18 protein-coding genes are annotated in these 25,691 nt (G+C 64.7%); 12 read left to right on the forward strand and 6 right to left on the reverse strand.

Going from position 1 to position 25,691, the window contains the following annotated elements; genetic code table 11:
* Nucleotides 1–108 precede the first annotated feature (108 nt).
* Both smc and OU419_RS18640 read right to left on the reverse strand, forming a co-directional pair.
* On the reverse strand, nt 109–3,597 hold the full coding sequence (gene smc, locus OU419_RS18635) for a chromosome segregation protein SMC (RefSeq protein ID WP_254475843.1): 3,489 nt from the start codon (nt 3,595–3,597) through the stop codon (nt 109–111).
* 34 nt (nt 3,598–3,631) lie between these two features.
* Complete coding sequence (locus OU419_RS18640; protein WP_254475845.1) at nt 3,632–4,291, reverse strand: GntR family transcriptional regulator; 660 nt, start codon at nt 4,289–4,291, stop codon at nt 3,632–3,634.
* A gap of 183 nt (nt 4,292–4,474) precedes the next feature.
* Here OU419_RS18640 and OU419_RS18645 point away from each other — a divergent pair, with 183 nt between their 5' ends.
* The 5 genes from OU419_RS18645 to guaD all read left to right on the forward strand — a co-directional run bounded on the left by OU419_RS18645 (nt 4,475) and on the right by guaD (nt 12,207).
* A complete protein-coding gene (locus tag OU419_RS18645; RefSeq protein WP_254475847.1) occupies nt 4,475–5,608 on the forward strand; it encodes an alkane 1-monooxygenase in 1,134 nt (377 codons plus the stop codon).
* Between the two features lie 327 nt (nt 5,609–5,935).
* Nucleotides 5,936–7,399, forward strand: a complete 1,464-nt coding sequence (gene xdhA / locus OU419_RS18650; RefSeq protein ID WP_254475849.1) for a xanthine dehydrogenase small subunit — start codon at nt 5,936–5,938, stop codon at nt 7,397–7,399.
* On the forward strand, nt 7,392–9,782 hold the full coding sequence (gene xdhB, locus OU419_RS18655; protein ID WP_254475851.1) for a xanthine dehydrogenase molybdopterin binding subunit: 2,391 nt from the start codon (nt 7,392–7,394) through the stop codon (nt 9,780–9,782). Before xdhA ends, xdhB begins: the two co-directional genes overlap by 8 nt.
* 174 nt (nt 9,783–9,956) lie before the next feature.
* Entirely contained in the window at nt 9,957–10,808 is an 852-nt protein-coding gene (gene xdhC, locus OU419_RS18660; RefSeq protein ID WP_254475853.1) for a xanthine dehydrogenase accessory protein XdhC, read from the forward strand.
* A gap of 94 nt (nt 10,809–10,902) precedes the next feature.
* On the forward strand, nt 10,903–12,207 hold the full coding sequence (gene guaD, locus OU419_RS18665; RefSeq protein ID WP_254475855.1) for a guanine deaminase: 1,305 nt from the start codon (nt 10,903–10,905) through the stop codon (nt 12,205–12,207).
* 278 nt (nt 12,208–12,485) lie between these two features.
* Here the strand turns inward: guaD and OU419_RS18670 are convergent, their stop codons facing one another.
* Complete coding sequence (locus OU419_RS18670) at nt 12,486–12,908, reverse strand: universal stress protein (protein ID WP_254475863.1); 423 nt, start codon at nt 12,906–12,908, stop codon at nt 12,486–12,488.
* A 162-nt stretch (nt 12,909–13,070) separates the two neighbouring features.
* On the opposite strand from OU419_RS18670, the gene OU419_RS18675 reads away from it, so the two are divergent.
* The 6 genes from OU419_RS18675 to OU419_RS18700 all read left to right on the forward strand — a co-directional run bounded on the left by OU419_RS18675 (nt 13,071) and on the right by OU419_RS18700 (nt 20,343).
* Nucleotides 13,071–13,994: a LysR substrate-binding domain-containing protein gene (locus tag OU419_RS18675; protein WP_254475864.1), complete on the forward strand. Its 924-nt coding sequence runs from the start codon at nt 13,071–13,073 to the stop codon at nt 13,992–13,994.
* Nucleotides 13,995–14,156: 162 nt separating this feature from the next.
* Nucleotides 14,157–15,722, forward strand: coding sequence for an MFS transporter (locus OU419_RS18680; RefSeq protein WP_254475865.1), 1,566 nt, complete (start codon nt 14,157–14,159; stop codon nt 15,720–15,722).
* A 15-nt stretch (nt 15,723–15,737) separates the two neighbouring features.
* On the forward strand, nt 15,738–16,805 hold the full coding sequence (locus OU419_RS18685; protein WP_254475866.1) for an HlyD family secretion protein: 1,068 nt from the start codon (nt 15,738–15,740) through the stop codon (nt 16,803–16,805).
* A gap of 106 nt (nt 16,806–16,911) precedes the next feature.
* On the forward strand, nt 16,912–17,622 hold the full coding sequence (locus tag OU419_RS18690) for a FadR/GntR family transcriptional regulator (RefSeq protein ID WP_254476097.1): 711 nt from the start codon (nt 16,912–16,914) through the stop codon (nt 17,620–17,622).
* A 133-nt stretch (nt 17,623–17,755) separates the two neighbouring features.
* A complete protein-coding gene (gene lhgO, locus OU419_RS18695) occupies nt 17,756–18,949 on the forward strand; it encodes an L-2-hydroxyglutarate oxidase (protein ID WP_254475867.1) in 1,194 nt (397 codons plus the stop codon).
* A gap of 41 nt (nt 18,950–18,990) precedes the next feature.
* Nucleotides 18,991–20,343: an MFS transporter gene (locus OU419_RS18700; RefSeq protein ID WP_254475868.1), complete on the forward strand. Its 1,353-nt coding sequence runs from the start codon at nt 18,991–18,993 to the stop codon at nt 20,341–20,343.
* A gap of 53 nt (nt 20,344–20,396) precedes the next feature.
* On the opposite strand, the gene OU419_RS18705 is transcribed toward OU419_RS18700, so the two are convergent.
* Complete coding sequence (locus tag OU419_RS18705; protein ID WP_254475870.1) at nt 20,397–21,173, reverse strand: GntR family transcriptional regulator; 777 nt, start codon at nt 21,171–21,173, stop codon at nt 20,397–20,399.
* Between the two features lie 394 nt (nt 21,174–21,567).
* Between OU419_RS18705 and OU419_RS18710 the strand changes: the two genes are divergently transcribed.
* Complete coding sequence (locus tag OU419_RS18710; RefSeq protein ID WP_254475871.1) at nt 21,568–22,914, forward strand: NCS2 family permease; 1,347 nt, start codon at nt 21,568–21,570, stop codon at nt 22,912–22,914.
* A gap of 77 nt (nt 22,915–22,991) precedes the next feature.
* On the opposite strand, the gene OU419_RS18715 is transcribed toward OU419_RS18710, so the two are convergent.
* Both OU419_RS18715 and uraH read right to left on the reverse strand, forming a co-directional pair.
* Complete coding sequence (locus OU419_RS18715) at nt 22,992–24,788, reverse strand: ATP-binding protein (RefSeq protein ID WP_254475873.1); 1,797 nt, start codon at nt 24,786–24,788, stop codon at nt 22,992–22,994.
* A 149-nt stretch (nt 24,789–24,937) separates the two neighbouring features.
* Nucleotides 24,938–25,291 carry a hydroxyisourate hydrolase gene (gene uraH / locus OU419_RS18720; RefSeq protein WP_254476098.1) on the reverse strand — a complete coding sequence of 118 codons (354 nt, stop codon included), beginning with the start codon at nt 25,289–25,291 and terminating at the stop codon, nt 24,938–24,940.
* Nucleotides 25,292–25,691: the final 400 nt, after the last annotated feature.

Genomic DNA, 25,691 nt, shown 5'->3' on the forward strand with positions numbered 1-25,691 from the left:
TTCTTAGCCTATCGCGAGTTCGTCCCAGGCGCGACGCCTATCTCAATATAATCAATGCCTTACAAGCGTAGCCGAGTATCTCGAAGACGCCTGCAAGTTACGTTCGAATCAGGCTTCAGCCAGCGCCACCGCCTCCTCGACATCAACGGCCACCAACCGCGAACATCCCGGTTCGTGCATCGTCACACCCATGAGTTGATCGGCCATTTCCATAGCGATCTTGTTGTGGGTGATATAGATGAACTGCACTTTCTCCGACATCTCCTTGACCAGCCGCGCGTAACGGCCAACGTTGGCATCGTCCAGCGGCGCATCGACTTCGTCGAGCATGCAGAACGGTGCCGGGTTGAGCTGGAAGATCGCAAACACCAACGCCAGCGCGGTCAGAGCCTTCTCGCCGCCAGACAGCAGGTGGATGGTGCTGTTCTTCTTTCCCGGCGGCCTCGCCATGATCGCTACCCCGGTATCGAGTAAATCCTCGCCGGTAAGTTCCAGATAAGCGTGACCGCCACCGAAAACCTTCGGGAACAATGCCTGAAGGCCAGCATTGATCTGGTCGAAGGTTTCCTTGAAGCGGTTGCGGGTTTCCTTGTCGATCTTGCGGATCACGTTCTCCAGGGTATCCAGCGCTTCCACCAGGTCATCGTTCTGGTCGTCCAGGTAGCGTTTGCGCTCAGACTGCTGCTGGTACTCCTCGATCGCCGCGAGGTTGATCGGCCCGAGACGCTGGATGCGCGCGGCCAACTCTTCAAGGCGTTGTTCCCAGACCTTCTCCGCCGCATCGAGGGGCAAGGTACCGAGCACGCCATGCAGGTCGTAGCCGTCCTCGTGGAGCTGCTCCTGCAACGACTTGCGCCGCACGCTCAGGGCCTGCCACTCCATGCGCTGCTGCTCCAGTTGGCTGCGCAGCAGTTGCGACTGCTGTTCGGCCTGGGTGCGGCGCTTCTCGGCGTCGCGCAACTGGCGGTCAGCGTCTTCCAGCGCCAGGCGTGCATGTTTCAATTCGTCTTCCACGGCCATGCGCCGGTCGAGCAACTCTTCCAGGCGCATGCGCAGCTCCTCCAGCGGTGCGGCGCCCTCCTCCAGGTTGAGGTTGAGCTGCTCGCAGCGCTCGACCAGCCGCACCGCCTGGCTATCCAGGCGCTCCAGGGCCTGGCGGGTGGATTCGTGCTGGGCGCGCAGTGAGCCGACGCGCACGGCCAACTGGTGGGCGTGATCCTTATGCTGGCGCGATTCCTGGCGGATACGGTCGAGTTTCTCGCGCATGCCGTCGCGCTCGGCGAGCAGCGATTCCCGGCGCTCGGTATCCACGGCCATAGCATCCAGCGCGTCCTGCAGGCTCCGGCGGGCCTCGCCGAGCTGCTCCTGCTCCAACGCGTGCTGCTCGGCCAGTTCGGCCAACTCTTCGTCGAGGCGGCGGCGGCGCAGGGTCAACTGCTCGACCTTAGCCTGTTGCGCGGACAACCGGGCCTTCAGTTCGCCCTGGCGCCGGCCCTCATCCTGCAGCCGGCGGCGCACCTGATCGCGGCCTTCCTCAGCCTGGCGCTGCTCGTCGCGCAGACGAGCCAACTGCTCGTCCACTTCCGCCAGACGCCGCTCCAGAGTCTCGCGTTCGGCGTAAAGACGCTCCAGTTCCTGTCCCCGCGCCAGCACCCCACCATCGGCGGATTCGCCACGGCGCACGCGCAGGAAATTTCGACCGACCCAGTAGCCGTCGCGGCTGACCAGGCTTTCGCCATCCCCCAGCGAGGCGCGTTGCGCCAGCGCCTGATCGAGGTTTTCGACCGGGCGCACGCGGCCCAGCCAGTAGCTCAGGTCAACATTGGCCTCGACCTTGTCGAGCAGGCTGCCTGGGCGGGAAACCGCGCCTGCGGCCAGATCCAGCAGCCGCAGTTCGCCCTTCTCCAGCGCATCGAACGGCAACCCGCGGAGATCGTCCAGCAGCACGCCATGCAGGTCGGCGCCGAGCACGGTTTCCACCGCCAGTTCCCAGCCCGCCTGCACGCGCAGCCCTTCGGCAAGACGCGGGCGCTGCTCCAGGCCCTGCTCGCGCAGCCAATGCGCGGTGCCATCGCCCGGATCGAGCGCTGCCTGCTGCAGGGCCTCAAGCGACGCGATGCGGCCGTTCAGCCGCTGCAGCTCACCCTGCGTCTGATGCTGCGCAGCGGTGCTTTCCTGCAGGGACTGGCGCACTTGCTCCAGGCGCTCGGCCAGTTCGTGTTCTTCGATCTGCGACTCTTCCAGCAGCAGTTCGATGGCGGCGACCTGTTCGCCCAGTTCGAGAATCGCAGCGTCTTCGGGATCGGCCGCCAGTTGCGCTCGCTCATCGCTCAGGCGGCGCTGACGCTCGCCCTGGCGCTCCAGGCTCTGCTCCAGGTGCTGGATGCGCGACTGCTGCACTTCCGCCTCGCGGCGCGGCTCGGCACTCTGCTGGTTGAAGGCATCCCAGCGCTGCTGCCAGTCGTTCATGCGCAGCTCGGCGTCTTCGAGGCCGGCACTGGCTTGCTCCGCGGCGGCGGCACTGACTTCCTGCTCGGGCGCCAGGCGCTCCAGTTCTTCGGCCAGGGTGGCCAGCAAAGTGCGGTCGTGACCAAGGTGGGATTCAGTTTCCTGGCGGGACTTCTCCGCCTCGCGCAGGTCATCCTGCAACTGGCGCAGACGCTGCTGGCCATGCTGGATGCTCTGCTCGACACGGGCGATGTCGCCGCCCACGGAATAGAAACGCCCCTGTACCTGATTGAAGCTTTCCGACAGCTCGTGATGGCCGTCGCGGAAGCGCTCGATGCTGGCATCGGCACTGCGCTGTTCGGCCACCAGCGCCTCGAAGGCCACTTCCTGGTCACCGATCACCCGCTCCTTCTGCCCGGCCTGCTCGTTCAGCTCGCGCCAGCGCAATGCGCCGAGCTGGGCCTTGAGGGTGCGTTCCTCGGCCTTGAACTCCTGGTACTTCTCCGCCGACTGGGCCTGGCGATGCAGGCGCTCCAACTGACGCTCCAGTTCTTCGCGCAAGTCGGTCAGGCGCGCGAGGTTCTCCTGGGTGCGGCGGATGCGGTTCTCGGTCTCGCGGCGGCGCTCCTTGTACTTGGAGATGCCGGCGGCTTCCTCGATGAAATTGCGCAGGTCCTCCGGCTTGGCCTCGATCAGCTTGGAGATCATGCCCTGCTCGATGATCGAATAGCTGCGCGGGCCAAGACCTGTGCCGAGGAATATGTCGGTGATGTCGCGACGCCGGCACTTGGTGCCGTTGAGGAAGTAGGTGTTCTGACCGTCGCGGGTCACGCGGCGGCGGATGGAAATCTCTGCGTAGCTGGCGTATTCGCCCAGCAGGGTCTGGTCGGAGTTGTCGAACACCAGTTCGATGGACGCCTGGGTCACCGGCTTGCGGGTGTTGGAGCCGTTGAAGATGACGTCGGTCATCGACTCGCCACGAAGGTTCTTCGCTGAACTTTCCCCCATCACCCAGCGAACGGCATCGATGATGTTGGATTTTCCACAACCGTTGGGGCCAACTACCGCCGCCATGTTGCTCGGGAAATTAACCGTCGTCGGATCGACGAACGACTTGAAGCCCGCCAGCTTGATGCACTTGAGCCGCATACGCCCCCTCTCTCTTATGGTTTAGCCGGCGAACCTATCGTTCAGCCAGAGCGGCCAGGACCAGTTGGCTATTGTGCCGCCCGTAGTCGAGCAGCACCTCGCGGATCGCCGTCTCATCACGCCCGACCACCGCGCGGAGCAATTGCTCGAAGCTGCCGATGAACTGGCTCATCTCGCCTTTGCGGCGCTCCAGGGCCAGATGATAGGTGCGGCTCATGGCCGGCAGCAGGTTTTCCACGGTTTCCTGCAGGTACGGGTTGGCGGCGAACGGGAAAGCGGCGCGCATGATGTCGAAGCTGGACTCGACGAAGGCATTGATATCGCCGCGTTCGAGGTTCTCCAGCAGGCGCTGCTGGATGGCCAGGAACGGCTGCAGGTCACTCTCCTCGCGCCAGCTTCGGGCGACGCTGCAGGCGAGCATGACGTACAGCTCGATGACCAACGAGTAGAGACTTTCGACGTGACTGGAGGAAAGCTCGGACACTTGCGCGCCACGGCGCGGCAGGATTACGACGAGATGTCGGCGCTCGAGGATCAGCAACGCTTCGCGCACTGACCCGCGGCTGACGTTGAGGGTCTGGGTGACCTTCTGCTCCTGGATTCGCTCGCGCTCCTTGAGCTCGCCCCGGATGATGCGTTCGGCAAGATGGTGCGCGATCTGCTCAGCCAGGCTGTCCGGGGCCTTGAACGTCATGGTTGTCCTTAAGAATCGGGCGCTTTTCGAGGGGGTGTAGCGGTCGCGAAGTGTAACACAGGGTGTTACCGCGCCATCCCCTCCGGCGGGTCGACGACAGAACAAAGGTTTGTGCGTCTGGCGGCAAGAACGAGCGCAGGATTGTCGGACAATCCTACGAAAATACCGTTCGGGAGTCATCCCATGTTCGCCTTCCTTTCCCCTGCCTGGATGTTGCGCCTGAAAAAGGCCGGCTACTGGATCTGGTTGATCCCTGTGTTCGGCATTCCGCTCAGCTACTGGTGGTCATACGGCAGCGAGTATCCCAATGCCTGGGCCTGGCTGGTGATCAGCGTGGTATTCGGCGTGATTCCACTGCTGGACTTCGTGGTCGGACGCGACCCGGCCAACCCGGACGAAGTCGAGGAAGTACCGCCGATGGAACGCGAGGGCTACTACCGCTTCCTCAGCCTCGCCACCGTTCCGCTGCTGATCGGCATGCTGGTTTACGGCGGCTGGGTGCTGGCCAACTACGATGCGTGGAACTGGGTCGGCCAACTGGGCTGGATCCTGTCGGTGGGTACCGTGATGGGCGCCATCGGTATCACCGTGTCCCACGAGTTGATCCACAAGGACCCGGAGCTGGAGCAGAATGCCGGCGGCCTGCTGCTGGCGGCGGTGTGCTATGGCGGCTTCAAGGTCGAGCACGTGCGCGGGCACCATGTGCACGTGTCCACCCCCGAAGACGCCTCGTCGTCTCGCTACGGGCAGAGCCTCTACGCGTTTCTGCCCCACGCCTACAAGCATAACTTCCTCAACGCCTGGAAGCTGGAGAGCGAGCGCCTCAAGCGCAAGGGGCTGCCGGCGCTGCACTGGCGCAACGAGCTGATCTGGTGGTACGTCATCAGCGCGCTATTCCTGGCCGGCTTCAGCGTGGCCTTCGGCTGGATCGGCGCGCTCTACTTCATCGGCCAGTCGGTTATGGCCTTCACCCTGCTGGAGATCGTCAATTACGTCGAACACTACGGCCTGCATCGCCGCCGGCTGGACAGCGGGCGCTACGAGCGGACCACCCACGAGCACTCCTGGAACAGCAACTTCCTGCTGACCAACCTGTTCCTCTTCCACCTTCAGCGCCATTCCGACCATCACGCCCACGCCAAGCGGCGCTACCAGGTACTGCGCCATTTCGACGAAAGCCCGCAACTGCCCAATGGCTACGCCGGGATGATCGTCCTCGCGCTGTTCCCGCCGCTCTGGCGCGCAGTGATGGACCGCCGGGTACGCGCCTACTACGCCGGCGAGGAGTACCAGTTGAGCGCCACCCAGCAAGCCTGACAAAAGCGTTCCACGCCTTGGCGACAAGCCTTACCCCGGCTTGCCGCCTTTTTTGTTTCTGCTGCCCGGAACCGAACCGCTCTTCGTCGCGCAGCGATACCCATCACGCCTCTTACGCAGACTCGCCCAGGCTCCCTCCATCCTGCTGGCGCCCCTTGCAAATCGCGCGCGGGGCCATGCCGACAAAGCCTGTCTAAATGCCGTTCATCATCCGCAGAAAAACTTTCTGACCACTGAGACAGAATTTTTATTGACTCAAAAGTCAGCTTTTCATAGATTCGCCATCCAGTGCCCTACCAAAAACAAGAATCAGCCTGGAGGCAAGCCTTGATCAGGTTCCTGCTCAATCGCGAGCTGCGCGTCGAAGACCGCCTCGACCCCAATCTCACCGTCCTCAACTACCTGCGCCAGCATCTGGGCAAGACCGGAACCAAGGAGGGTTGCGCCTCCGGTGACTGCGGCGCCTGTACGGTGGTCGTCGGAGAACTGGTTGGCGACGAAGGCGCCGAGCGCATTCGCTACCGCACCCTCAACTCCTGTCTCACCTTCGTTTCCTCGTTGCACGGCAAGCAGTTGATCAGCGTCGACGACCTCAAGCACCGCGGCGAACTGCACGGCGTGCAGCAAGCGATGGTCGACTGCCACGGCTCGCAATGCGGCTTCTGCACCCCAGGCTTCGTCATGTCGCTGTTCGCCCTGCAGAAGAACACCACCGGCGAAAGTGCCGAAGCGCGCAAGGCCGAGGCTCATGAGGCGCTGGCCGGCAACCTCTGCCGCTGCACCGGTTACCGGCCGATCCTCAATGCCGCCGAACAGTCATGCTGCCAGAAGCAGCCGGACCAGTTCGACGCCGCCGAAGCCCAGACCATCGCCCAGCTCAAGGCCATCGCCCCGCGCGAAACCGCCGAGCTCAACAGCGGCGACAAGCGCTGCCTGCTGCCGCTGACCATCGCCGACCTTGCCGACCTCTACACCGCCAACCCGCAGGCGCGCCTGCTGGCCGGCGGCACCGACCTGGCGCTGGAAGTCACCCAGTTCCACCGCGAACTGCCGGTGATGATTTACGTCGGCCATGTCGAGGAAATGAAGCGCGTCCAGGTCTTCGACGACCGCATCGAGATCGGTGCCGCCACCGCGCTGACCGACTGCTACGAAGCACTGTCGCGCGACTACCCGGACTTCGGCGAATTGCTGCACCGCTTCGCCTCGTTGCAGATCCGCAACCAGGGCACCCTGGGCGGCAACATCGGCAACGCCTCCCCCATCGGCGACTCGCCGCCGCTGCTGATCGCGCTGGGCGCACGGATCGTCCTGCGCAAGGGCGCCGAACGCCGCGAGCTGCCGCTCGACGAATACTTCATCGACTACAAAGTCACCGCGCGCCAGGAGGGCGAGTTCATCGAACAGGTGATCGTCCCGCGTCCACAGGCCGGCCAGATGTTCCGCGCCTACAAGGTCTCCAAGCGCCTGGACGACGATATCTCCGCCGTCTGCGCCGCCTTCAGCCTGACGGTCGAAAACAACAGAATCACCGCCGTGCGCACCGGTTTCGGCGGCATGGCTGCCATCCCGAAACGCGCCCGCGCCTGCGAAGCCGCGCTGCTGGGCCAGCCGTTCAACAGCGCCACCTTCGAACACGCCGCGCTGGCACTGAGCGAGGACTTCACCCCGCTCTCCGACTTCCGTGCGAGCAAGGAATACCGCCTGCTCACCGCACAGAACCTGCTGCGCAAGTGCTTCCTGGAACTGGAAGCTCCCCAGGCCGTAACTCGGGTGACCTCATATGCATAAGCCACAGAAAAGCCAGGAAGAACTCGCCGCACTGTTCCGCGCCGACCTCACCACCGGCGTCGGCCGCAGCGTCAAGCACGAGAGCGCGCCAAAGCACGTCAGCGGCGAGGCGATCTACATCGACGACCGCCTGGAATTCCCCAACCAGCTGCACGTCTACGCCCGCATGAGCGACCGCGCCCACGCGCGCATCACCAAACTGGACGTGAGCCCCTGCTACCAGTTCCCCGGCGTGGCCATCGCCATCACCAAGGACGACGTGCCCGGCCAACTCGACATCGGCCCGGTAGTAGCCGGCGACCCGCTACTGGCGGACGGCAAGGTCGAGTACGTCGGCCAGATGGTCATCGCCGTGGCCGCCGACAGCCTGGAAACCGCACGCAAGGCGGCAATGGCAGCGATCATCGAATATGAAGACCTGGAGCCGGTGCTCGACGTGGTCGAGGCGCTGCGCAAGAAGCACTTCGTGCTCGACAGCCATCAGCACAAGATCGGCGACTCCGACGCCAAGCTCGCCACCGCGCCGAACCGCATCCAGGGCACCCTGCACATCGGCGGCCAGGAACACTTCTACCTGGAGACGCAGATCTCCTCGGTGATGCCCACCGAAGACGGCGGCGTGATCGTCTACACCTCCACGCAGAACCCCACCGAGGTGCAGAAGCTGGTCGCCGAAGTGCTGGGCATCTCCTTCAACAAGGTGGTCATCGACATGCGCCGCATGGGCGGCGGCTTCGGCGGCAAGGAAACCCAGGCCGCCGCGCCCGCGTGCCTGTGCGCGGTGATCGCGCGCCTCACCGGGCGCCCGGCGAAGATGCGCCTGCCGCGAGTCGAAGACATGCAGATGACCGGCAAGCGCCACCCCTTCTACGTCGAGTACGACGTCGGCTTCGACGACGACGGCCTGCTGCACGGCATCAATATCGACCTGGCCGGCAACTGCGGCTACTCGCCGGACCTCTCCGGCTCCATCGTCGACCGTGCGATGTTCCACGCCGACAATGCCTACTTCCTCGGCAACGCCACGGTGAACGGTCACCGCTGCAAGACCAACACCGCCTCGAACACCGCCTACCGCGGTTTCGGTGGCCCGCAGGGCATGGTCGCCATTGAGGAGATCATGGACGCGGTCGCACGTCACCTCGGCAAGGACCCGCTGGAAGTGCGCAAGCGCAACTACTATGGCAAAGACGAACGCAACGTCACTCACTACTACCAGCAAGTGGAACACAATCTGCTGCAGGAGATGACCGAAGAACTGGAAGCCAGCGCCGAGTACGCCAGGCGCCGCGCCGAAATCCGCGAGTTCAACGCCACCAGCCCGGTGCTGAAGAAAGGCCTGGCGCTGACCCCGGTGAAATTCGGCATCAGCTTCACCGCCACCTTCCTCAACCAGGCCGGTGCGCTGATCCACATCTACACCGACGGCAGCATCCACCTGAACCACGGCGGCACCGAGATGGGCCAGGGCCTGAACACCAAGGTCGCCCAGGTGGTGGCCGAGGTCTTCCAGGTCGACATCGACCGCGTTCAGATCACCGCGACCAACACCGACAAGGTGCCCAACACCTCGCCGACCGCTGCGTCCTCCGGCGCCGACCTGAACGGCAAGGCCGCGCAGAACGCAGCCGAAACCCTCAAGCAGCGACTGGTGGAGTTCGCCGCCAGGCACTGGAAGGTGACCGAGGAAGACGTCGAGTTCCGCAACAACCAGGTACGCGTACGCGATCTGATCATTCCGTTCGAGGAGCTGGTGCAGCAGGCCTACTTCGGCCAGGTGTCGCTGTCCTCCACCGGCTTCTACCGCACGCCGAAGATCTACTACGACCGCAGCCAGGCCCGCGGCCGGCCGTTCTACTACTTCGCCTATGGCGTGTCGTGCTCGGAAGTCATCGTCGACACACTCACCGGCGAGTACCGGATGCTGCGCAGCGACATCCTCCACGATGTCGGCGCCTCGCTGAACCCGGCCATCGACATCGGCCAGGTGGAAGGCGGCTTTGTCCAGGGCATGGGCTGGCTGACGATGGAAGAGCTGGTGTGGAACGCCAAGGGCAAGCTGATGACCAGCGGCCCGGCGAGCTACAAGATCCCGGCCATCGCCGACATGCCCATCGACCTGCGGGTGAAGCTGGTGGAGAACCGCAAGAACCCGGAGCAGACCGTCTTCCACTCCAAGGCCGTCGGCGAGCCGCCGTTCATGCTCGGCATCTCGGTGTTCTGCGCCATCAAGGACGCCGTGGCAAGCCTGGCCGACTACCGCGCCCAACCGCAGATCGACGCCCCGGCGACCCCGGAGCGCGTACTCTGGGGCGTGGAGCAGATGCGCAAGCTCAGGCTCGCCCGGCAGGACAAGGTCCCGGCGCAGGTGGAACCGGCCTGATGCAGTGATCATGGGGTGCCGCTGGCACGGAAAGACGTCCCCACTTCCGTCCTCCTCCGGGCCAGCGGCGCCCCTCCCCTTGCAGAACCGCAGCAGCGGATTCCGTTCACATTGAGCCGGATGCCACCGCGAACGCCCGCCCCTGCGAAAATCCAACCTCCGAGGTTCGTAACGATGAACTGGATCAGTGCCCTCGCCGACCTGCAACAGCGCGCCGAAGCCAGCGTGCTGGTGACCATCATCGAGGAACGCGGCTCGACCCCGCGCAACGCCGGCTCGAAAATGGTCGTCAGCGCCGACAAGGCCTACGACACCATCGGCGGCGGACACCTCGAATTCAATGCCATGCAGATCGCCCGCGAGATGCTCCTGGGCCGCGAGCGCGAACCGCGCCTGGAACGCTTCAGCCTCGGTGCCAGCCTCGGCCAGTGCTGCGGCGGCGCCACCGTCCTGCTATTCGAGCCGATGGGCCAGCCGCAGGCGCACATCGCCGTATTCGGAGCCGGACACGTCGGTCGTGCGCTGGTTCCCCTGCTCTCCAGCCTGCCGTGCAAGGTGCGCTGGATCGACTCGCGGGAGACGGAATTCCCCGAGCGGATTCCCGACGGCGTGGAGAAAGTGATCAACGAAGAGGTGATCGACGAGGTTGCCGAAATGCCCGCCGGCAGCTACTTCATCGTCATGACCCACAACCACGCGCTGGATCTTGAGCTGACCGCCGAAATCCTCAAGCGCAACGACTTCACCTACTTCGGCCTGATCGGCTCGCAGACCAAGCGTGCCAAGTTCGAGCATCGCCTGCGCGACCGTGGCTTCGCCAGCGACACCGTGCAACGCATGCGTTGCCCGATGGGCATCAGCGAAGTCAAAGGCAAACTGCCGGTGGAAATCGCCGTATCCATCGCCGGCGAGGTGATCGCCACCTACAACGCCACCTTCGGTCAGGAGACCGGCAAGGGCGAGAACACCGTGGCCAAACTGTTACCCGGCAGCCGCCGCGCACGCACCGCCGAGAGCGGCGCCTGATTTTCAACGTGCCTGGCTTCGCGATGGGTGGAGCGCCAGCGATACCCATCGAATAGCGTCCGAAGACGCGCCAATTCCGATTTGCGAGAGATCAATGAGCACTCAAGCCAAAGCCTACCGCGCCAGTATCCTGCACAGCGTCGCCGACCCCGCCGAAGTCGGCGTGGAGAAGTCCTACCAGTACTTCGAGGACGGCATCCTGCTGGTGGAAGACGGCAAGGTATCCCGACTCGGCAACGCCGCCGACCTGCTGCCGCAACTGGGCGGCGTGGAAGTGGTCGAGTACCGCGACGCACTGATCACCCCCGGCTTCATCGACACCCATATCCACTACCCGCAGACCGGCATGATCGCCTCCTATGGCGAGCAACTGCTGGACTGGCTGAACACCTACACCTTCCCCACCGAGAAGCAGTTCGCCGATCCGGCCCATGCCGCCGACGTGGCCGGCATCTTCCTCAAGGAACTGCTGCGCGCCGGCACCACCACCGCACTGGTGTTCGGCACCGTGCACCCGCAATCGGTCGACGCCCTGTTCGGCGCCGCCGAAAAACTCGACCTGCGCCTGATCGCCGGCAAGGTGATGATGGATCGCAACGCCCCGGACTACCTGACCGACTCCGCGCAAAGCAGCTACATCGACAGCAAGGCGCTGATCGAGCGCTGGCATGGCAAGGGCCGCCTGCTCTATGCGGTGACCCCGCGCTTCGCCCCGACCAGTACCCCCGAACAACTGGACATCGCCGGACGCCTGCTCAAGGAACACCCGGGCGTGTACCTGCACACGCACCTGTCGGAAAACCTCAAGGAAATCGAGTGGGTCAAGGAACTGTTCCCGGAGCGCAAGGGCTACCTGGACGTCTACGACCACCACGGCCTGCTCGGCCCGCGCTCGGTGTTCGCCCACGGCGTGCACCTGTGTGATGGCGAATGCCAGCGCCTGTCCGAAACCGGTTCGGCCGTGGCCTTCTGCCCGACCTCGAACCTGTTCCTGGGCAGCGGCCTGTTCGACCTGGCGAAGCTGGAAAGGCACAAGGTCAAGGTCGGCCTGGGCACCGACGTCGGCGCCGGCACCAGCTTCTCCCAACTGCAATCGCTGAACGAAGCCTACAAAGTGATGCAATTGCAAGGCATCAAGCTCGACCCGTTCAAGTCGCTGTACCTGGCCACCCTCGGTGGCGCCCGCGCGCTGGAGCTGCAGGACAAGGTCGGCAGCTTCGCCCGGGGCAACGAGGCGGACTTCGTGGTCCTCGACTACAAGGCCACCCCGCTGCTGGACTACCGCCTGCAACAGGCCCGGACTCTCGAAGAGAAACTTTTCGCGCTGGTCATCCTCGGCGACGACCGTACCGTGAAGGAAACCTTCGCGCATGGCCGCAGCGTGCATCGCCGCGGTTGACCCTTACGGTCGCGGTGCTGGAGCCTCGCTCAGGACCAATCCGGCGCCGCGGCCGCTTTTCATTCACCGCCCCTGCACGTCAATCGCGGACGAAGCCCGCACCCGCAAAAGCAGCGCCTGCCGAAGACGCTCGCAGGACAGGTGGAGCGAAGCGAGCTCCATCGACCGATTCACCGGCCACTCGATGGATATCGCCTCGCGCCGTACCCTTCTGCGACCCACATCTGCTGAGCCACCAACAAGCGCACGTCCGCGATGATCGCGCACCGCGCCGCTGGCTACTCCCGCACCTCCACCAGTACCGGGCACGGCGCCCGCTCGATCACCCGCTGCCCCACCGACGGATCGAGCAGCCGCTCGATCCGTCCCAGGTGCCGATGGCCGATCACGATAAGGTCGCACTCGAACCGCTCCGCCTCGCGCAGAATCGCCCGCGCCGGGTCGCCGGCGACCACCGCGCCTTGCGCGACGCTGGGCTGCAGCCTCGCCACCGCGTCATCCACCAGCGCCTGCGCTTCATGCTGTTCCTGCTCGGCCGGCGGATACTCCAGCACGTCCTGGCTGGGCATGGCGAAGGCCCGGTCCACCACGCAGACCACCTGCAACTCGGCACCGTTGAACCGCGCCAGTTCTCCCGCCGTGGCGATGATCCGCGCCGACTGCGCCGCTCCGTCGATCGCCAGCAGAATCCGCTTGAACATGCCCTACTCCTCGTGAACGCAAAACCAGCGGTCATTCTTCGGGGCCACTCCCGCCCCGTAAAGGCACGCGAAACGTAATGGACCATTGCGCCAAACGCACGCTTGCCCGGCGAGCCCATCGCAACGGAACATGTATCCACAGCCTGCCTGAACGGAGTCGTCATGGCCCTGCCCGATCTCAACCTGCTGGTCGCCCTCAACATCCTGCTCGAAGAAGGCAGCGTGGTCGGTGCCGCGCGACGCATGCACCTGAGCGCGCCGGCGATGAGCCGCACGCTGGCGCGCATCCGCGAAGCGGTGGGCGACCCGATCATGGTGCGCGCCGGGCGCAGCCTGGTGCCGACACCCCGCGCCCTGCAGTTGCGCGAGGAGGTCAGCGAACTGGTGGAACAGGCCATGCGCCTATTCAACGCCAGGGAAAACCTGCAGATGGACCAGCTCGAACGCTGCTTCGTACTGCGCTCCAACAACGTGCTGGTCGGCGGCTTCGCCTCGCGCATGCTGGCAGTGATGCGCGATGAAGCGCCGCGCTGCAGCCTGCGCATCGCCCCCGAAGCGGACTTCGATGACGAAGCCCTGCGGCAGAATCGCATCGACCTCTACATCGGCGCGACTTCCACCCTGGAGCCGGAAATCCGCACCCAGACGCTGTTCACCACCAACTTCGTCGGCCTGGCGCGGCGCGACCATCCAATCTTCGATGGCGAGATAACCCCGGAGCGCTTCGCCGCCTATCCGCAGATCAGTGTGTCCCGGCGCGGCCGCTCCCTCGGCCCGATCGACGAGGAACTGGCGCACCTGGGCCTCAAGCGCGATGTCCGCCTGATCGCGCCCACCTTCCACTCCTCGATCTTCGCCCTGCTGGAATCCGACCTGCTGCTGCCGATCGCCGAGCACTCGCTCTGGCGCCTCGACCGCCTGGGATTCGCCCTGCGCAAGTTCGACATCCCGCTTCCGCTCAAGTCAGTAGTGATCCTGCAAGCCTGGCACCCGCGCTTCGACAACGACCCGGCGCACTGCTGGCTGCGGCAGACGGTGAAGCACGTATGCATCGAACTGCGCGAGAGTTCGGGACTGTTGAGTTGAAACAGCAACCAGTGCACCAGACGCACTGATTAGTTGTAATCATTTCAATTTTCACAGCTATTGCCCTTCCCTAGACTCGGTGCAAATACCCGAGTCATTTCCTATGCCTTGCACACCACCGCCCACACGTGGCGGTTCCGGCTGCCTCCCGGCAGGCCAGCCATGACCGCGCTCGTCCAGGTTTCCGCCAGCGCTCCCGCCAAACCGGCGGTGCAGCCGTTCGGCCTGCGCATCGTGGTCGGCATGCTGGGCGTGCTGATCGCCTCTATCAGCGCCGGCCTGAACGAGAAAGTCACCGACCTCGCCATGACCGACGTACGCGGTGCGCTGTCCATCGGCCACGATGAAGGCACCTGGCTGCTCGCCCTTTACTCCGCCGCGCAAGTGGCGGCGATGGCGTTCGCTCCGTGGTTCTCGGTCACCGTCTCGCTACGCCGCTTCACCCTCGGCGCCATTGCCTGCTTCGCCCTGCTCGCGCTGCTCTGTCCCTTCGCACCCAACGTCGAGACGCTCTACCTGCTGCGTCTGCTGCAGGGCTTCGCCGGCGGCTGCATGCCCCCCATGCTGATGACCGTCGCGCTGCGTTTCCTGCCGCCCGGCATCAAGCTCTATGGCCTGGGGGCCTATGCGCTCACCGCGACCTTCGCACCCAACCTCGGCATGCCGCTGGCGGCGCTATGGACCGAGTTCGTCGGCTGGCAGTGGGTATTCTGGCAAGTCATCCCGCTCTGCGCGGCAGCGCTGGCCGCCGTGGCCTGGGGTATCCCGCAGGACCCGCTGCGGCTGGATCGTTTCGGCCAGTTCGACTACCTCGGCCTTATCCTCGGCGTGCCGGGTTTCCTGATGCTGGTGGTCGGCCTGCTACAGGGCGAGCGCCTGGACTGGTTCGAATCCGACCTGGTCACCCTGCTGGTCATCGGTGGCGGCGGCCTGCTGGCGGCGTTCTTCATCAACGAATGGACGCACCCGCTGCCGTTCTTCCGCCTGGATATCCTCAAGCGGCGCAACTTCACCCACTCGCTGGTCACCCTGGCCGGCGTGCTGGTGGTGCTCGGCGCCTGCGCCGGAGTGCCGGCGTCCTACCTCGCCTCAGCCCACGGTTACCGACCGCTGCAATCGGCACCGATGGCGCTGCTGGTGGCGCTGCCGCAATTGATCTCGCTGCCGCTGGTGGCGGCACTGTGCAACATCCCGCGGGTCGATTGCCGCTGGGTGCTGGCCATCGGCATCAGCCTGTGTGGGCTGTCTGCATTCGGCATGAGTCAACTGACCAGCGAATGGACGCGGGAGAACTTCTACACCCTGCTGGCATTGCAGATCATCGGCCAGCCAATGGCCGTGGTGCCGCTGCTGATGTCTGCCACCAGCGTGGTGGCCCCCGTGGAAGGACCGTTCGCCTCGGCCTGGTTCAACAGCGTGCGCGCCTTCTCGGCAGTGCTCGGCAGCGCGGTGTTGTCGTTCCTGATGACCTGGCGCGAACACCACCACTCCAATCGCCTGGTCGACCACCTCGGCCATGTTCCACAAGCCGTCGGCCTGCGCCTGGAGCAACTGGGCGGCGCCGAGAATGTCGGCCAGCTCGCCGCCCAGGTGCGCGGCCAGGCCAGCGTGCTCGCCGCCTCCGACACCCTGCTGGCGATGTCCTGGCTGGCCGCCGCCCTGCTCATCCTGATTCCACTGATGCCGCTGCGGGTCTATCCGCCGCGCCCTGTCATTCCCACCCACTGATTCGAAGGTCTGCCCATGTCGAAAATCGCCTCCCGCCGCGGCAGCCTGGCCCTGGTCGCCGTGCTGCTGTTCGCCCTTGTCGTCTACCTGCTGCTGCGCCTGCTCGGCCCGGCGCGCGAGCAGAGCACCGACGACGCCTATGTCCACGCCGACTTCACACTGGTGGCGCCCAAGGTCGCCGGTTTCATCGAGGAAGTACTGGTGGACGACAACCAGCCGGTGAAGGCCGGCCAGGTCCTGGCACGCATCGATGCCCGCGACTACCGCGCCGCGCTGGCCGCCGCCGAGGCCGATGTGCTGGCGGCGCAGGCTCGCCACCAGCATGTCGCCGCCGACCTCGAACGCCAGCAGGCGGTGATCGCCCAGAGCGCCGCACAGGTTGAGGCCGACCAGGCCGCGCTGACCTTCGCCCGGCAGGAACTGCAACGCTACGACCATCTCGCCAACCAGGGCGCCGGCACGTTGCAGAACGCCCAGCAGGCACGCTCGCGCGTGGACTCCTCGAAAGCCGTGCTGGAGAAGGACAAGGCCGCCGCCCTCGCCGCCCGCAGGCAGCTCGACGTGCTGCTGGCGCAGCAGGCCGAGACCCTCGGCGCGCTGAAACGCGGCGAGGCGCAATTGCAGCAGGCACAGTTGAACCTGTCGTACTGCGAAATCCGCGCGCCCTTCGACGGCATGGTTGGCCGCCGCGCGGTGCGCGTGGGCGCCTACACCACGCCGGGCAACGCCCTGCTGGCAGTGGTGCCGCTGCAGGACGCCTACGTGGTGGGCAACTTCCAGGAGACCCAGTTGACCGAGGTGCACCCCGGCCAGGCCGTGGCGATCAGCATCGACACCTTCCCCGGCGAGACCCTGCGCGGCCACGTCCACAGCATCGCCCCGGCCACCGGCCTGAGTTTCGCGCCCATCGCCCCGGACAACGCCACCGGCAACTTCACCAAGATCGTCCAGCGCATCCCGGTGAAGATCATCCTCGAAGCCGATCAGCCGCTACGCGAGAAACTGCGGGTGGGCATGTCGGTGATCGCCCGCATCGACACCCATAGCGCGGTGTCCGGCGAGCAGAAGCTGGCGGCGCAGTGAGCGCCCGCTTGCACACCACCGTCCGCCGCTGCTGACGCGGCGGTTGCCTGGCGTGCGTCGATCAGCCACGCTATATGTCATCCAGTCCGACAACCTGATGAATTCCATGATCGAACTCGAACGCCCCGACTCCCTGGTGGAGCGCGTGGTCGCCTCCCTGCGCCGTGAAATCGATTCCGGCCGCCTGCCCGCCGGCTCGCGCCTGCCCACGGAGTTCCAGCTCGCCGAACAATTGAACGTCAGCCGTTCGGTGGTGCGCGAAGCGGTGGCCCAGCTCAAGGCCGACGGCGTACTGGTCAGTCGCCGGGGCAGCGGGTCGTTCATCTCCGGCACGCCCGGCGGCACGGTGTTTCGACTGCCCGGACGCAACGATGGCGGCCAAGGGCTGGCGCAACTGTTCGAGATGCGCCTATGGATCGAGATCCAGGCCGCCCGCATCGCCGCCCAGCGCCGCAGCGCCGCCGACCTGGCGCGCATGGCCGAGGCACTGAAGGTGATGGACGAGCACCGCGCCGACTTCGACCGCTCCGGCGGTGCCGACGTGGAGTTCCACAAAGCCATCGCCGCGGCCTGCAAGAACGACTACTTCGTGGCCTTCCACGACTTCCTCGGCGGCCAGCTGGCGCACACCCGGCGTACCGCCTGGGAGAACTCCGCCAGCCTCAAGGGCGGCTCGTCTCCTGCGCAGAACGAGCACCGCGCGCTCTACGAAGCCATCGCCGCCGGCGATGCGGACGCCGCCGCGAACTGCGCCGAGAACCACCTGCGCACCTCGGCCAAGCGCCTGGGAATAGAACTGGCGCCCCTGCCCCACTGAAACAAATTCATCCATAAGTCGGACTCGAAATTTGTCTGACAACCTGATTTAATCACCACCAGCTCAATTTGTCAGACAACCTGACCTAGATATAAAAGTCTGACAACCCGACCGCAGTACAAGAGAAACAACAATGACTTACGACTTCTGCATCATCGGCGGCGGCATCGTCGGCCTGGCCACGGCCATGCGCCTGCTGCAGGTGCGCCCCGGTGCATCGCTGCTCCTGCTGGAAAAGGAAGACAGCCTCGCCCGCCACCAGACCGGCCACAACAGCGGCGTCATCCATGCAGGCATCTACTACGCGCCGGGCAGCCTGAAGGCAGACCTTTGCAAGCGCGGCGCCCAGGCCACCAAGGACTTCTGCGACGAGCACGGCATCGCGTACGACGTCTGCGGCAAGCTCCTGGTGGCATCCAGCACCCTCGAACTGCAACGCATGGACGCCCTGCTGGAACGCTCGAAGCTCAACGGCCTGGACGTCAAGCGTGTGGAAGCCGGCGAATTGCGCGAGCGCGAGCCGAACATCGTCGGGCTCGGCGGCCTGTTCCTCTCCACCACCGGCATCGTCGACTACCGCCAGGTCTGCCAGGCGATGGCGAAAGTCATCGAGCGCAGCGGCGGCGAAGTCCGCCTGGGCGTGAAGGTCGATGCGATCCGCGAGGGCGGCGACAGCGTCCACATCCGCGCTGGCGACCAGAGCTGGACGGCACGGCAGCTGGTGGCCTGCGCCGGCCTGCAGTCAGACCGACTGGCGCGCCTGGCGGGTATCGAGACGCAGCATCAGATCATCCCGTTCCGCGGCGAGTACTACCGCCTGCCGGCGAGCAAGAGCGACATCGTCAAGCATCTGATCTACCCGATCCCGGACCCGGAACTGCCGTTCCTCGGCATCCACCTCACGCGGATGATCGACGGCAGCGTCACCGTCGGCCCCAACGCAGTGCTCGGCTTCGCCCGCGAGGGCTATCCGAAGTTCTCCATGCAGCTCGCCGACGTAATGGAGTACGCACGCTTCCCCGGCTTCTGGAAAACCATCGGCGCCAACCTGCGCTCGGGCCTGGCCGAGATGAAGAACTCGTTGTTCAAGGCCGGTTACCTGGAGCAGTGCCGCAAGTATTGCCCGTCCCTGCGCCTGGATGACCTGCAGCCCATCGAGGCCGGCATCCGTGCCCAGGCGGTGATGCGTGACGGCACGCTGGTGCATGACTTCCTGTTCCTCGAAACAGCACGCATGCTGCATGTCTGCAACGCGCCCTCGCCGGCCGCCACCTCGGCCATCCCCATCGGCGAAATGATCGCCGACCGCCTGCTGCAACAGGCCTGAGCCAACGCCCGACTTCGTCATTCACACAAGGAAAACAACAGATGACTGCAACAAGGCCCGCGTCCTTGCGGGAAACGCCTGCCCAGGAAAAGACCCGTCTGCGCAAGGTAGCCGCCGCCACCATCGTCGGTTCCATGCTCGAGTGGTATGACTTCTACCTCTACGCGACGATGGCCGCGATCGTCTTCGCCAAGATCTTCTTCGACCCGAGCAACCCGCAAACGGCGACACTGCTGGCATTCTCCACCTTCGCCATCGGCTTCATCGCCCGCCCATTCGGCGGCATGCTGTTCGGTCACATGGGCGACAAGTTCGGCCGCAAGCAGATGCTGGTGGTGACCTTCGTGCTGATGGGTGTGTGCACCACGCTGATCGGCCTGATTCCCAACTACGACACCATCGGCATCTGGGCACCGATCCTGCTGGTGGCGATCCGCATCGTTCAGGGCCTGGGCGCCGGCGCCGAACTGGCCGCGGCCGCGGTGACCTCCTACGAACACGCCTCCGAAAGCAAGCGTGGCAGCCAGGGCGCCTGGCCGGCGCTGGGCCTGAACCTCGGCCTGCTGCTGTCTTCGCTCACCGTGTATGCGCTGACCCTCAACGGCGACCAGTTCCTGCTCGATGGCGGCTGGCGCATCCCGTTCATCGCCAGCATCGTGCTGGTGGGCGTGGGCCTATGGGTACGCAGCAGTATCCCGGAAACCCCGGAATACAGCGAACTGCACGAAGCCAAGGCCGGCGAACTGGTCAGCCACGACGAGCACAGCGTACAGAAAGTCCCGCTGCTGGCACTGTTCCGCAACGACCTGAAGGGGCTGCTGGTGGTGTTCTTCGTGGCCATCGGCTACAACGCGCTGAGCTACATCTTCAAGACCTTCTCCCTGGCCTATCTGACCCAGTACAAGCACGTCACGGCCAACGTCACGTCGCTGTCGGTAACCATCGCCAGCTTCATCGCCATTTTCGCCGTGCCGCTGTTCGGCCGCCTGTGCGACCGCTACAGCAGCAAGCAGGTGCTGATCGCCGGCGGCATACTCTCGGCAATTTGCGCTTACCCGTTCATGGCGCTGCTGGAAACCGGCGAGAGCCTGTGGATCTACGTGGCGCTGGGCATCGGCACCGGCATCCTCGCGCCGATGATGTTCGCTCCGCAGGGCTCCTTCCTCAGCCGCCAGTTCCCCACCCACACCCGCTCTTCCGGCGTGGGCACCGGCCGCGAGATCGGCACCGCGGTGGCGGGCGGCCTGGCGCCGCTGGGCGCGCTATCGCTGGTGGCATCGTCGCCGACCCACTCCACGACCGGGGTGATCGCGATCCTCTTCGTTGCCGCAGTGACCCTGGTGATCGCCGCGTCGTTCGATCAGGGCGGCAAGCATTCGGCGTTCAAGAACTGACGACGCCGGAATGAAAAAGCCCCGCATTTGCGGGGCTTTTTTCTGCCTGGCGATCAGGCCGCGGAATCGGCGTCGGCCTTGCTGCGGCGCGGCTTCTTCTTGCCTGCCAGCAGGTGCGAGAACACCGCGTGCAGGTCGCCGGAGGCGCCATCGACATCCAGGTTCAGCTTGTCGTCGATGTGCGCCATGTGGTGCATCATCAGCGTCACCGCCTTTTCCTTGTCGCCCTTCTCGATGGCATCGAGGATCTCGTTGTGCTCGTCGAACGAGCAGTGCGAGCGGCCGCCGCTTTCATACTGGGCGATGATCAGCGAGGTCTGCGAGACCAGGCTGCGCTGGAAGCTGACCAGCGGCGCGTTCTTCGCCATCTCGGCGAGCTTGAGGTGGAATTCGCCGGAGAGGCGGATACCGGCGCCACGGTCGCCACGGGCGAAGCTGGATTGCTCCTGCTTCACCATGTCGCGCAGCTCGGCGAGGGTATCGCTGCTGGCGTTGTCTACCGCCAGCTCAGTGATCGCGCGCTCGACGGTGCGGCGGGCGAAGAGGATCTGCCGGGCTTCGTCGATGCTCGGGCTGGCCACCACCGCGCCACGGTTGGGTCGCAGCAGCACGACCTGTTCGTGGGCCAGGCGCGACAACGCGCGACGGATGATGGTGCGGCTCACCCCGAAGATTTCGCCGAGGGCTTCTTCGCTCAGCTTGGTACCGGGTGCCAGGCGCTGCTCGAGAATGGCATCGAAGATGTGCGCGTAGACGATCTCGTCCTGAGTGCCGCTGCGGCTCTTGCCATTGCGCGGCTGCTTCCTGATCTGTTGCAACTGGTCGGTCATCGGAGTCGAACCCTGCTCAGCCGGAGTGAACCGGCGCGAAATCCGTGGGGGCTGAAGTAGAGCTGGCCGCGGCCAGGCATGGGCGACAGTGTACACAAAGTGGCCACTATCGTGCAGCCGTCGCGCGCGACTCGCCATCGGCGCCAATGCCGCGCGGCGAAGGAACATGGCGACAATCAGCCTGCGACCATTCCGATGCTTTGCTTGTAAAAATCTTTCAGCAGGGCACGAAACATTATTTGAAGTTTTTGTACACAACTGCATAATCGCGGCGTGACTTCCTGACCCAAAGGTCAACATTCACACCCTCACAACTCTTTCCGTTAGCGCAAGGGACGCAGGTGAACCAGCCGACGGCAAGGGACCAACAACAAGAGCGTTGAGGAGTACCGCTGTGGAAAGCACCAAACAAGAACAACAAGCCTATTCAGCCAGCCCCCCCGCCACCGGCCTGCTCGAACGCCTGTTCAAGCTCAGCCAGCATGGCACTACGGTGAAGACCGAACTCGCCGCCGGCCTCACCACTTTCATCACGATGGCCTACATCATCTTCGTCAACCCCAACATCATGGCCGACGCCGGCATCAACCACGGCGCCGCGTTCGTCGCGACCTGCCTGGCCGCTGCGCTGGGCTGCTTCCTGATGGGGCTGTACGCCAACTGGCCGGTGGGTCTCGCGCCGGGCATGGGCCTCAACGCCTTCTTCACCTACACCGTGGTCAAGACCATGAACTACAGCTGGGAGATCGCGCTGGGCGCGGTGTTCATCTCCGGCATCGCGTTCATGATCCTCACCTTCTCCCGCGTGCGCGAATGGCTGCTCAACAGTATCCCGGTCAGCCTGCGCTTCGCGATGGGAGCCGGCGTCGGGCTGTTCCTCGGCCTGATCGGCCTGAAGACCGCCGGCATCGTGGTCGCGAGCCCGGCCACCCTGGTGCACCTGGGCGACCTGACCAGCGCCGGTCCGCTGCTGGCCGCGATCTGCTTCCTGATGATCGCGGTGCTGGAATACCGCCGCGTGTTCGGTGGCATCCTGATCAGCATCCTGACCGTCACCGTGATCGGCATCGTCCTGGGCATCGTCAAGTTCGGCGGCGTGTTCTCCATGCCTCCCAGCCTGGCGCCGACCTTCATGGCGATGGATATCGCCGGGGCGTTCAACGTGACCATGATCAGTGTGATCCTGGCCTTCCTCTTCGTGCACATGTTCGACACCGCCGGCACCCTGATGGGCGTGGCGCAGCGCGCGCACCTGGTCCGCGAGGACGGCCGCATCGAGAACCTGTCCAAGGCCATGAAGGCTGACAGCACCTCCAGCGCCGTCGGCGCGGTGCTAGGCGTGCCGCCGGTCACCAGCTATGTGGAAAGCGCCGCAGGTGTAGCCGCGGGCGGCCGCACCGGCCTGACCGCCGTTGTCGTCGGCCTGCTGTTCGTCGCGGCCATGTTCTTCGCCCCGCTGGCCGGGATGATCCCCGCCTATGCCACCGCCGGCGCGCTGATCTATGTCGCCATGCTGATGATGGGCGGCATGGCCCACATCGACTGGAACGAGCACACCGAAACCATTCCGGCGATCGTCACCGTCATCATGATGCCGCTGACCTTCTCGGTCGCCGACGGTATCGCACTGGGCTTCGTAACCTATGTGGCGATGAAGGTCTTCACTGGCCGCCACAAGGACGTGACCCTGAGCCTGTATGCGCTGTGTGCCATTTTCGTGGCCAAGTTCATCTTCCTCTGAGCCGATACGGCACCCGCAATACAAGGACCCCGGCGCTCGCCGGGGTCGTTTCTTTGTGCAGGGCCTTCGGCCGAAGCTCAGGCTTGCGCGCTGGTCAGCACCAGCATGACGGCTACACGGGTTCCCACACCCACCTGACTTTGCAGGCTGATTCCCCCGCCCATCAGGTCGACCAGCCCCTTGCACAGGGCCAGCCCCAGGCCCGTCCCGCCACGCCGCACACGGTTGGCATCCAGCGCCTGGGAGAATGGTTCGAAGATCCGCGCGTGATCGTCCGCCGCCACGCCGATCCCGGAATCCTCCACTTCGAGTTTGACCTCGACCATCCCGGTTCCTCCAGCGCGGGCGCTCAGCACGACGCGGACGAACCCCTGGTCGGTGTACCTGACCGCGTTATCCAGCAGGTTGCGCAGAATCTGCCGCATACGTAGCGGATCGACCCAGACCCTGGAGCTCTGGCACATACTGAAGTCGGTTTCCAGCGCCAGGCCCTTGGCCCACGCCGATTCGCGCACCACGCCCAACTGCTGCTCGACCAGCGCGCGCAGGTCGGTCACTTCCGGCGCCAGGCGAATGGCCTTGCTCTCCAGGCGATTGAGCTGCTGCAGATCGTCCAGCATACCCAGCAGGTTGCTCGCGGCGGCACGCGCCACGTGGAGCGGTTCGCGCCGCTGAGCCGGGTCGTCCTGCGCCAGCGAGAGATCGACCATCGAGACGATGCTTTGCAGCAGCGACGACAGCTCATTGCCCATGCTCGTGAGGAACTGGATCTTGCTGCGGTTGGCTGCCTCGGCGCGCTGGTGGGCATTGCGCAGGTCGGCGAGCAGGCGATCCCGCTCGGTCACGTCCATCGAGCCGCAGATCGCGCCGATCAACTGGCCGTTGCTGCCGTAGTACGGCCGCCCCCAGTGGTGAATGAAACGCGGCCCGGACTTCAGCCTGAGCAGCAGGTCGATCTCGTAGGGCTCGCCCCTGCCGATCGCCTCGCTGTGCAGGCGCTGGATCACCGGGGCCTCCTCTTCGTCCAGCAGCCCCGGAATATCGGTCATGCGCAGGCCGATCAGGCTGTCGGCCTTCAGCCCGACCATTTCCTGGAAAGCGCGATTGGAATAGAGGATGCGCGTATCCAGTGTGCGGATGGTCATCGGGTCCGGCATCGCTTCGATCATCTTGCGCAGCCGCTCCAGCTCGCTGAGCTGCTCGTCGTCCAGCCCCTGGGGACCGCCGGCGGTACCCTCTCCCGCTCCACCGGCCAGCACACCGTGCCGTCGACCGATATCGATCAGTTCCACCAGCGACTTGGCGTGCAGTTTCTGCATCAGCCGGACCTTGTAGGTGCTGACGGTCTTGTCGCTGAGGGACAGTTGCTCGGCGATAGCGATGTTGCTCAGGCCTCGGGCAAGCATCTGCAGGACCGTGACCTCACGCACCGAAAGCCCTCTGTGCAGATCCTCCGCCCCCCCCGCCTCGGTACTGTTCACGCTGCCCAGGGCATGGGCCGGGAAGAAGCTGTGGCCCTGCAGGATCGCCCTGAGCGCCTCGCGCACCACTTCTCCATCCTGGTGCTTGCTGACGAACCCGGACGCCCCGGCGCTCAGGCAACGGCCAGCGAAGTACTCCGAATCCTGCGACGTGAGCACCAGCACACGCACCGGCGACTGCTGAACGGCCATGCGCTGCAATACTTCGAGACCACCGAGGCGCGGAATGGACAGTTCGAGGATCATCAGGTCGGGTCGATGCTGGCGGGCCTGTTGCAGGGCATCCATTCCGTTGTCTGCCTCGGCGATGACCTCCAGCCCCTCGCTCTCAACTATTTGCCTCAGCGCCTGCCGGGTCACCGGCTGCTCGTCGACGATCAGGATCCTGCCCATGCTGTACTTCCCGGAATCTCCGCGATTCAGCAAAGCCTAGAACGTCTTGCCACCCTTGCACGCCGCGGTGCGCGGGCAAAAAAAAGCCCGCAGTGTGGGCGGGCTGAGGAAGACTCCACGAAGAGTCCGGGAAGAATCCTGCGCAGGGGCTAGCTACCGCGATAGGTCGAGTAGCTGTAGGGGGAAATCAACAGTGGCACGTGGTAGTGATCGGCCTCGGAAGCGATGCCGAAACGCAGCACGACCTGGTCGAGGAACGCCGGTTGCGGCAGCGCGACGCCGCGGGCACGGTAGTAGTCGCCGGCATTGAACAACAGTTGATAGACGCCGGCGCGGAAATCCTCGCCCTGCAACAGCGGTTCGTCGCAACGTCCGTCGTCATTGGTCACACGGGTGGCGACCAGCTCCAATTGCTGGCCTTCCACGCGGTATAGCTCGATCTTGATGCCGTGGCCGGGGCAGCCGTGGGCGGAATCCAGTACGTGAGTGGTCAAGCGTCCCATGAGCTCTTCGATGTCTCCGGCGGAACCGGCCGACATCTTCCTCCTGTATCGGGTTGATTCGAATTCGGCGGGCTGACCTTCGGACAGCCGGCAAGTGCGTTTGTGCGGAACCGAATATAACCAGCCACCCGACCGATTGTATACAAAAAAATCTTCCAGTCAGCCGAAAAGACTTCATCGCGCCCAACCATTCAAAGAACCACGCCGGAGAAATGGCAGGCTCTGGGCGCATTGGAGCGGGACAGATCGTTGCTGACAGCGACGACAGCGGCCATAAGAGGAAGAAGAAAAACTGGCGATCGGATTGTATTTACAGATTGCCAAACAATTTGTATACAATACGCCCATCAACGGCCGCGCCAGTCTACCGACACCGCGCAGACCGCCAACCACAAGAAGG

It is taken from the genome of Pseudomonas triclosanedens, from assembly GCF_026686735.1.
Taxonomy (GTDB): domain Bacteria; phylum Pseudomonadota; class Gammaproteobacteria; order Pseudomonadales; family Pseudomonadaceae; genus Pseudomonas; species Pseudomonas triclosanedens.

Coding starts and splice junctions, on each gene's coding strand:
- lhgO (WP_254475867.1), top strand. CDS start 17,756: ATGACTTACGACTTCTGCATCATCGGCGGCGGCATCGTCGGCCTGGCC.
- xdhC (WP_254475853.1), top strand. CDS start 9,957: ATGAACTGGATCAGTGCCCTCGCCGACCTGCAACAGCGCGCCGAAGCC.
- smc (WP_254475843.1), bottom strand. CDS start 3,597: ATGCGGCTCAAGTGCATCAAGCTGGCGGGCTTCAAGTCGTTCGTCGAT.
- OU419_RS18680 (WP_254475865.1), top strand. CDS start 14,157: ATGACCGCGCTCGTCCAGGTTTCCGCCAGCGCTCCCGCCAAACCGGCG.
- OU419_RS18690 (WP_254476097.1), top strand. CDS start 16,912: ATGATCGAACTCGAACGCCCCGACTCCCTGGTGGAGCGCGTGGTCGCC.
- OU419_RS18645 (WP_254475847.1), top strand. CDS start 4,475: ATGTTCGCCTTCCTTTCCCCTGCCTGGATGTTGCGCCTGAAAAAGGCC.
- OU419_RS18640 (WP_254475845.1), bottom strand. CDS start 4,291: ATGACGTTCAAGGCCCCGGACAGCCTGGCTGAGCAGATCGCGCACCAT.
- guaD (WP_254475855.1), top strand. CDS start 10,903: ATGAGCACTCAAGCCAAAGCCTACCGCGCCAGTATCCTGCACAGCGTC.
- OU419_RS18670 (WP_254475863.1), bottom strand. CDS start 12,908: ATGTTCAAGCGGATTCTGCTGGCGATCGACGGAGCGGCGCAGTCGGCG.
- OU419_RS18700 (WP_254475868.1), top strand. CDS start 18,991: ATGACTGCAACAAGGCCCGCGTCCTTGCGGGAAACGCCTGCCCAGGAA.
- xdhB (WP_254475851.1), top strand. CDS start 7,392: ATGCATAAGCCACAGAAAAGCCAGGAAGAACTCGCCGCACTGTTCCGC.
- OU419_RS18705 (WP_254475870.1), bottom strand. CDS start 21,173: ATGACCGACCAGTTGCAACAGATCAGGAAGCAGCCGCGCAATGGCAAG.
- uraH (WP_254476098.1), bottom strand. CDS start 25,291: ATGGGACGCTTGACCACTCACGTACTGGATTCCGCCCACGGCTGCCCC.
- OU419_RS18675 (WP_254475864.1), top strand. CDS start 13,071: ATGGCCCTGCCCGATCTCAACCTGCTGGTCGCCCTCAACATCCTGCTC.
- OU419_RS18715 (WP_254475873.1), bottom strand. CDS start 24,788: ATGGGCAGGATCCTGATCGTCGACGAGCAGCCGGTGACCCGGCAGGCG.
- OU419_RS18685 (WP_254475866.1), top strand. CDS start 15,738: ATGTCGAAAATCGCCTCCCGCCGCGGCAGCCTGGCCCTGGTCGCCGTG.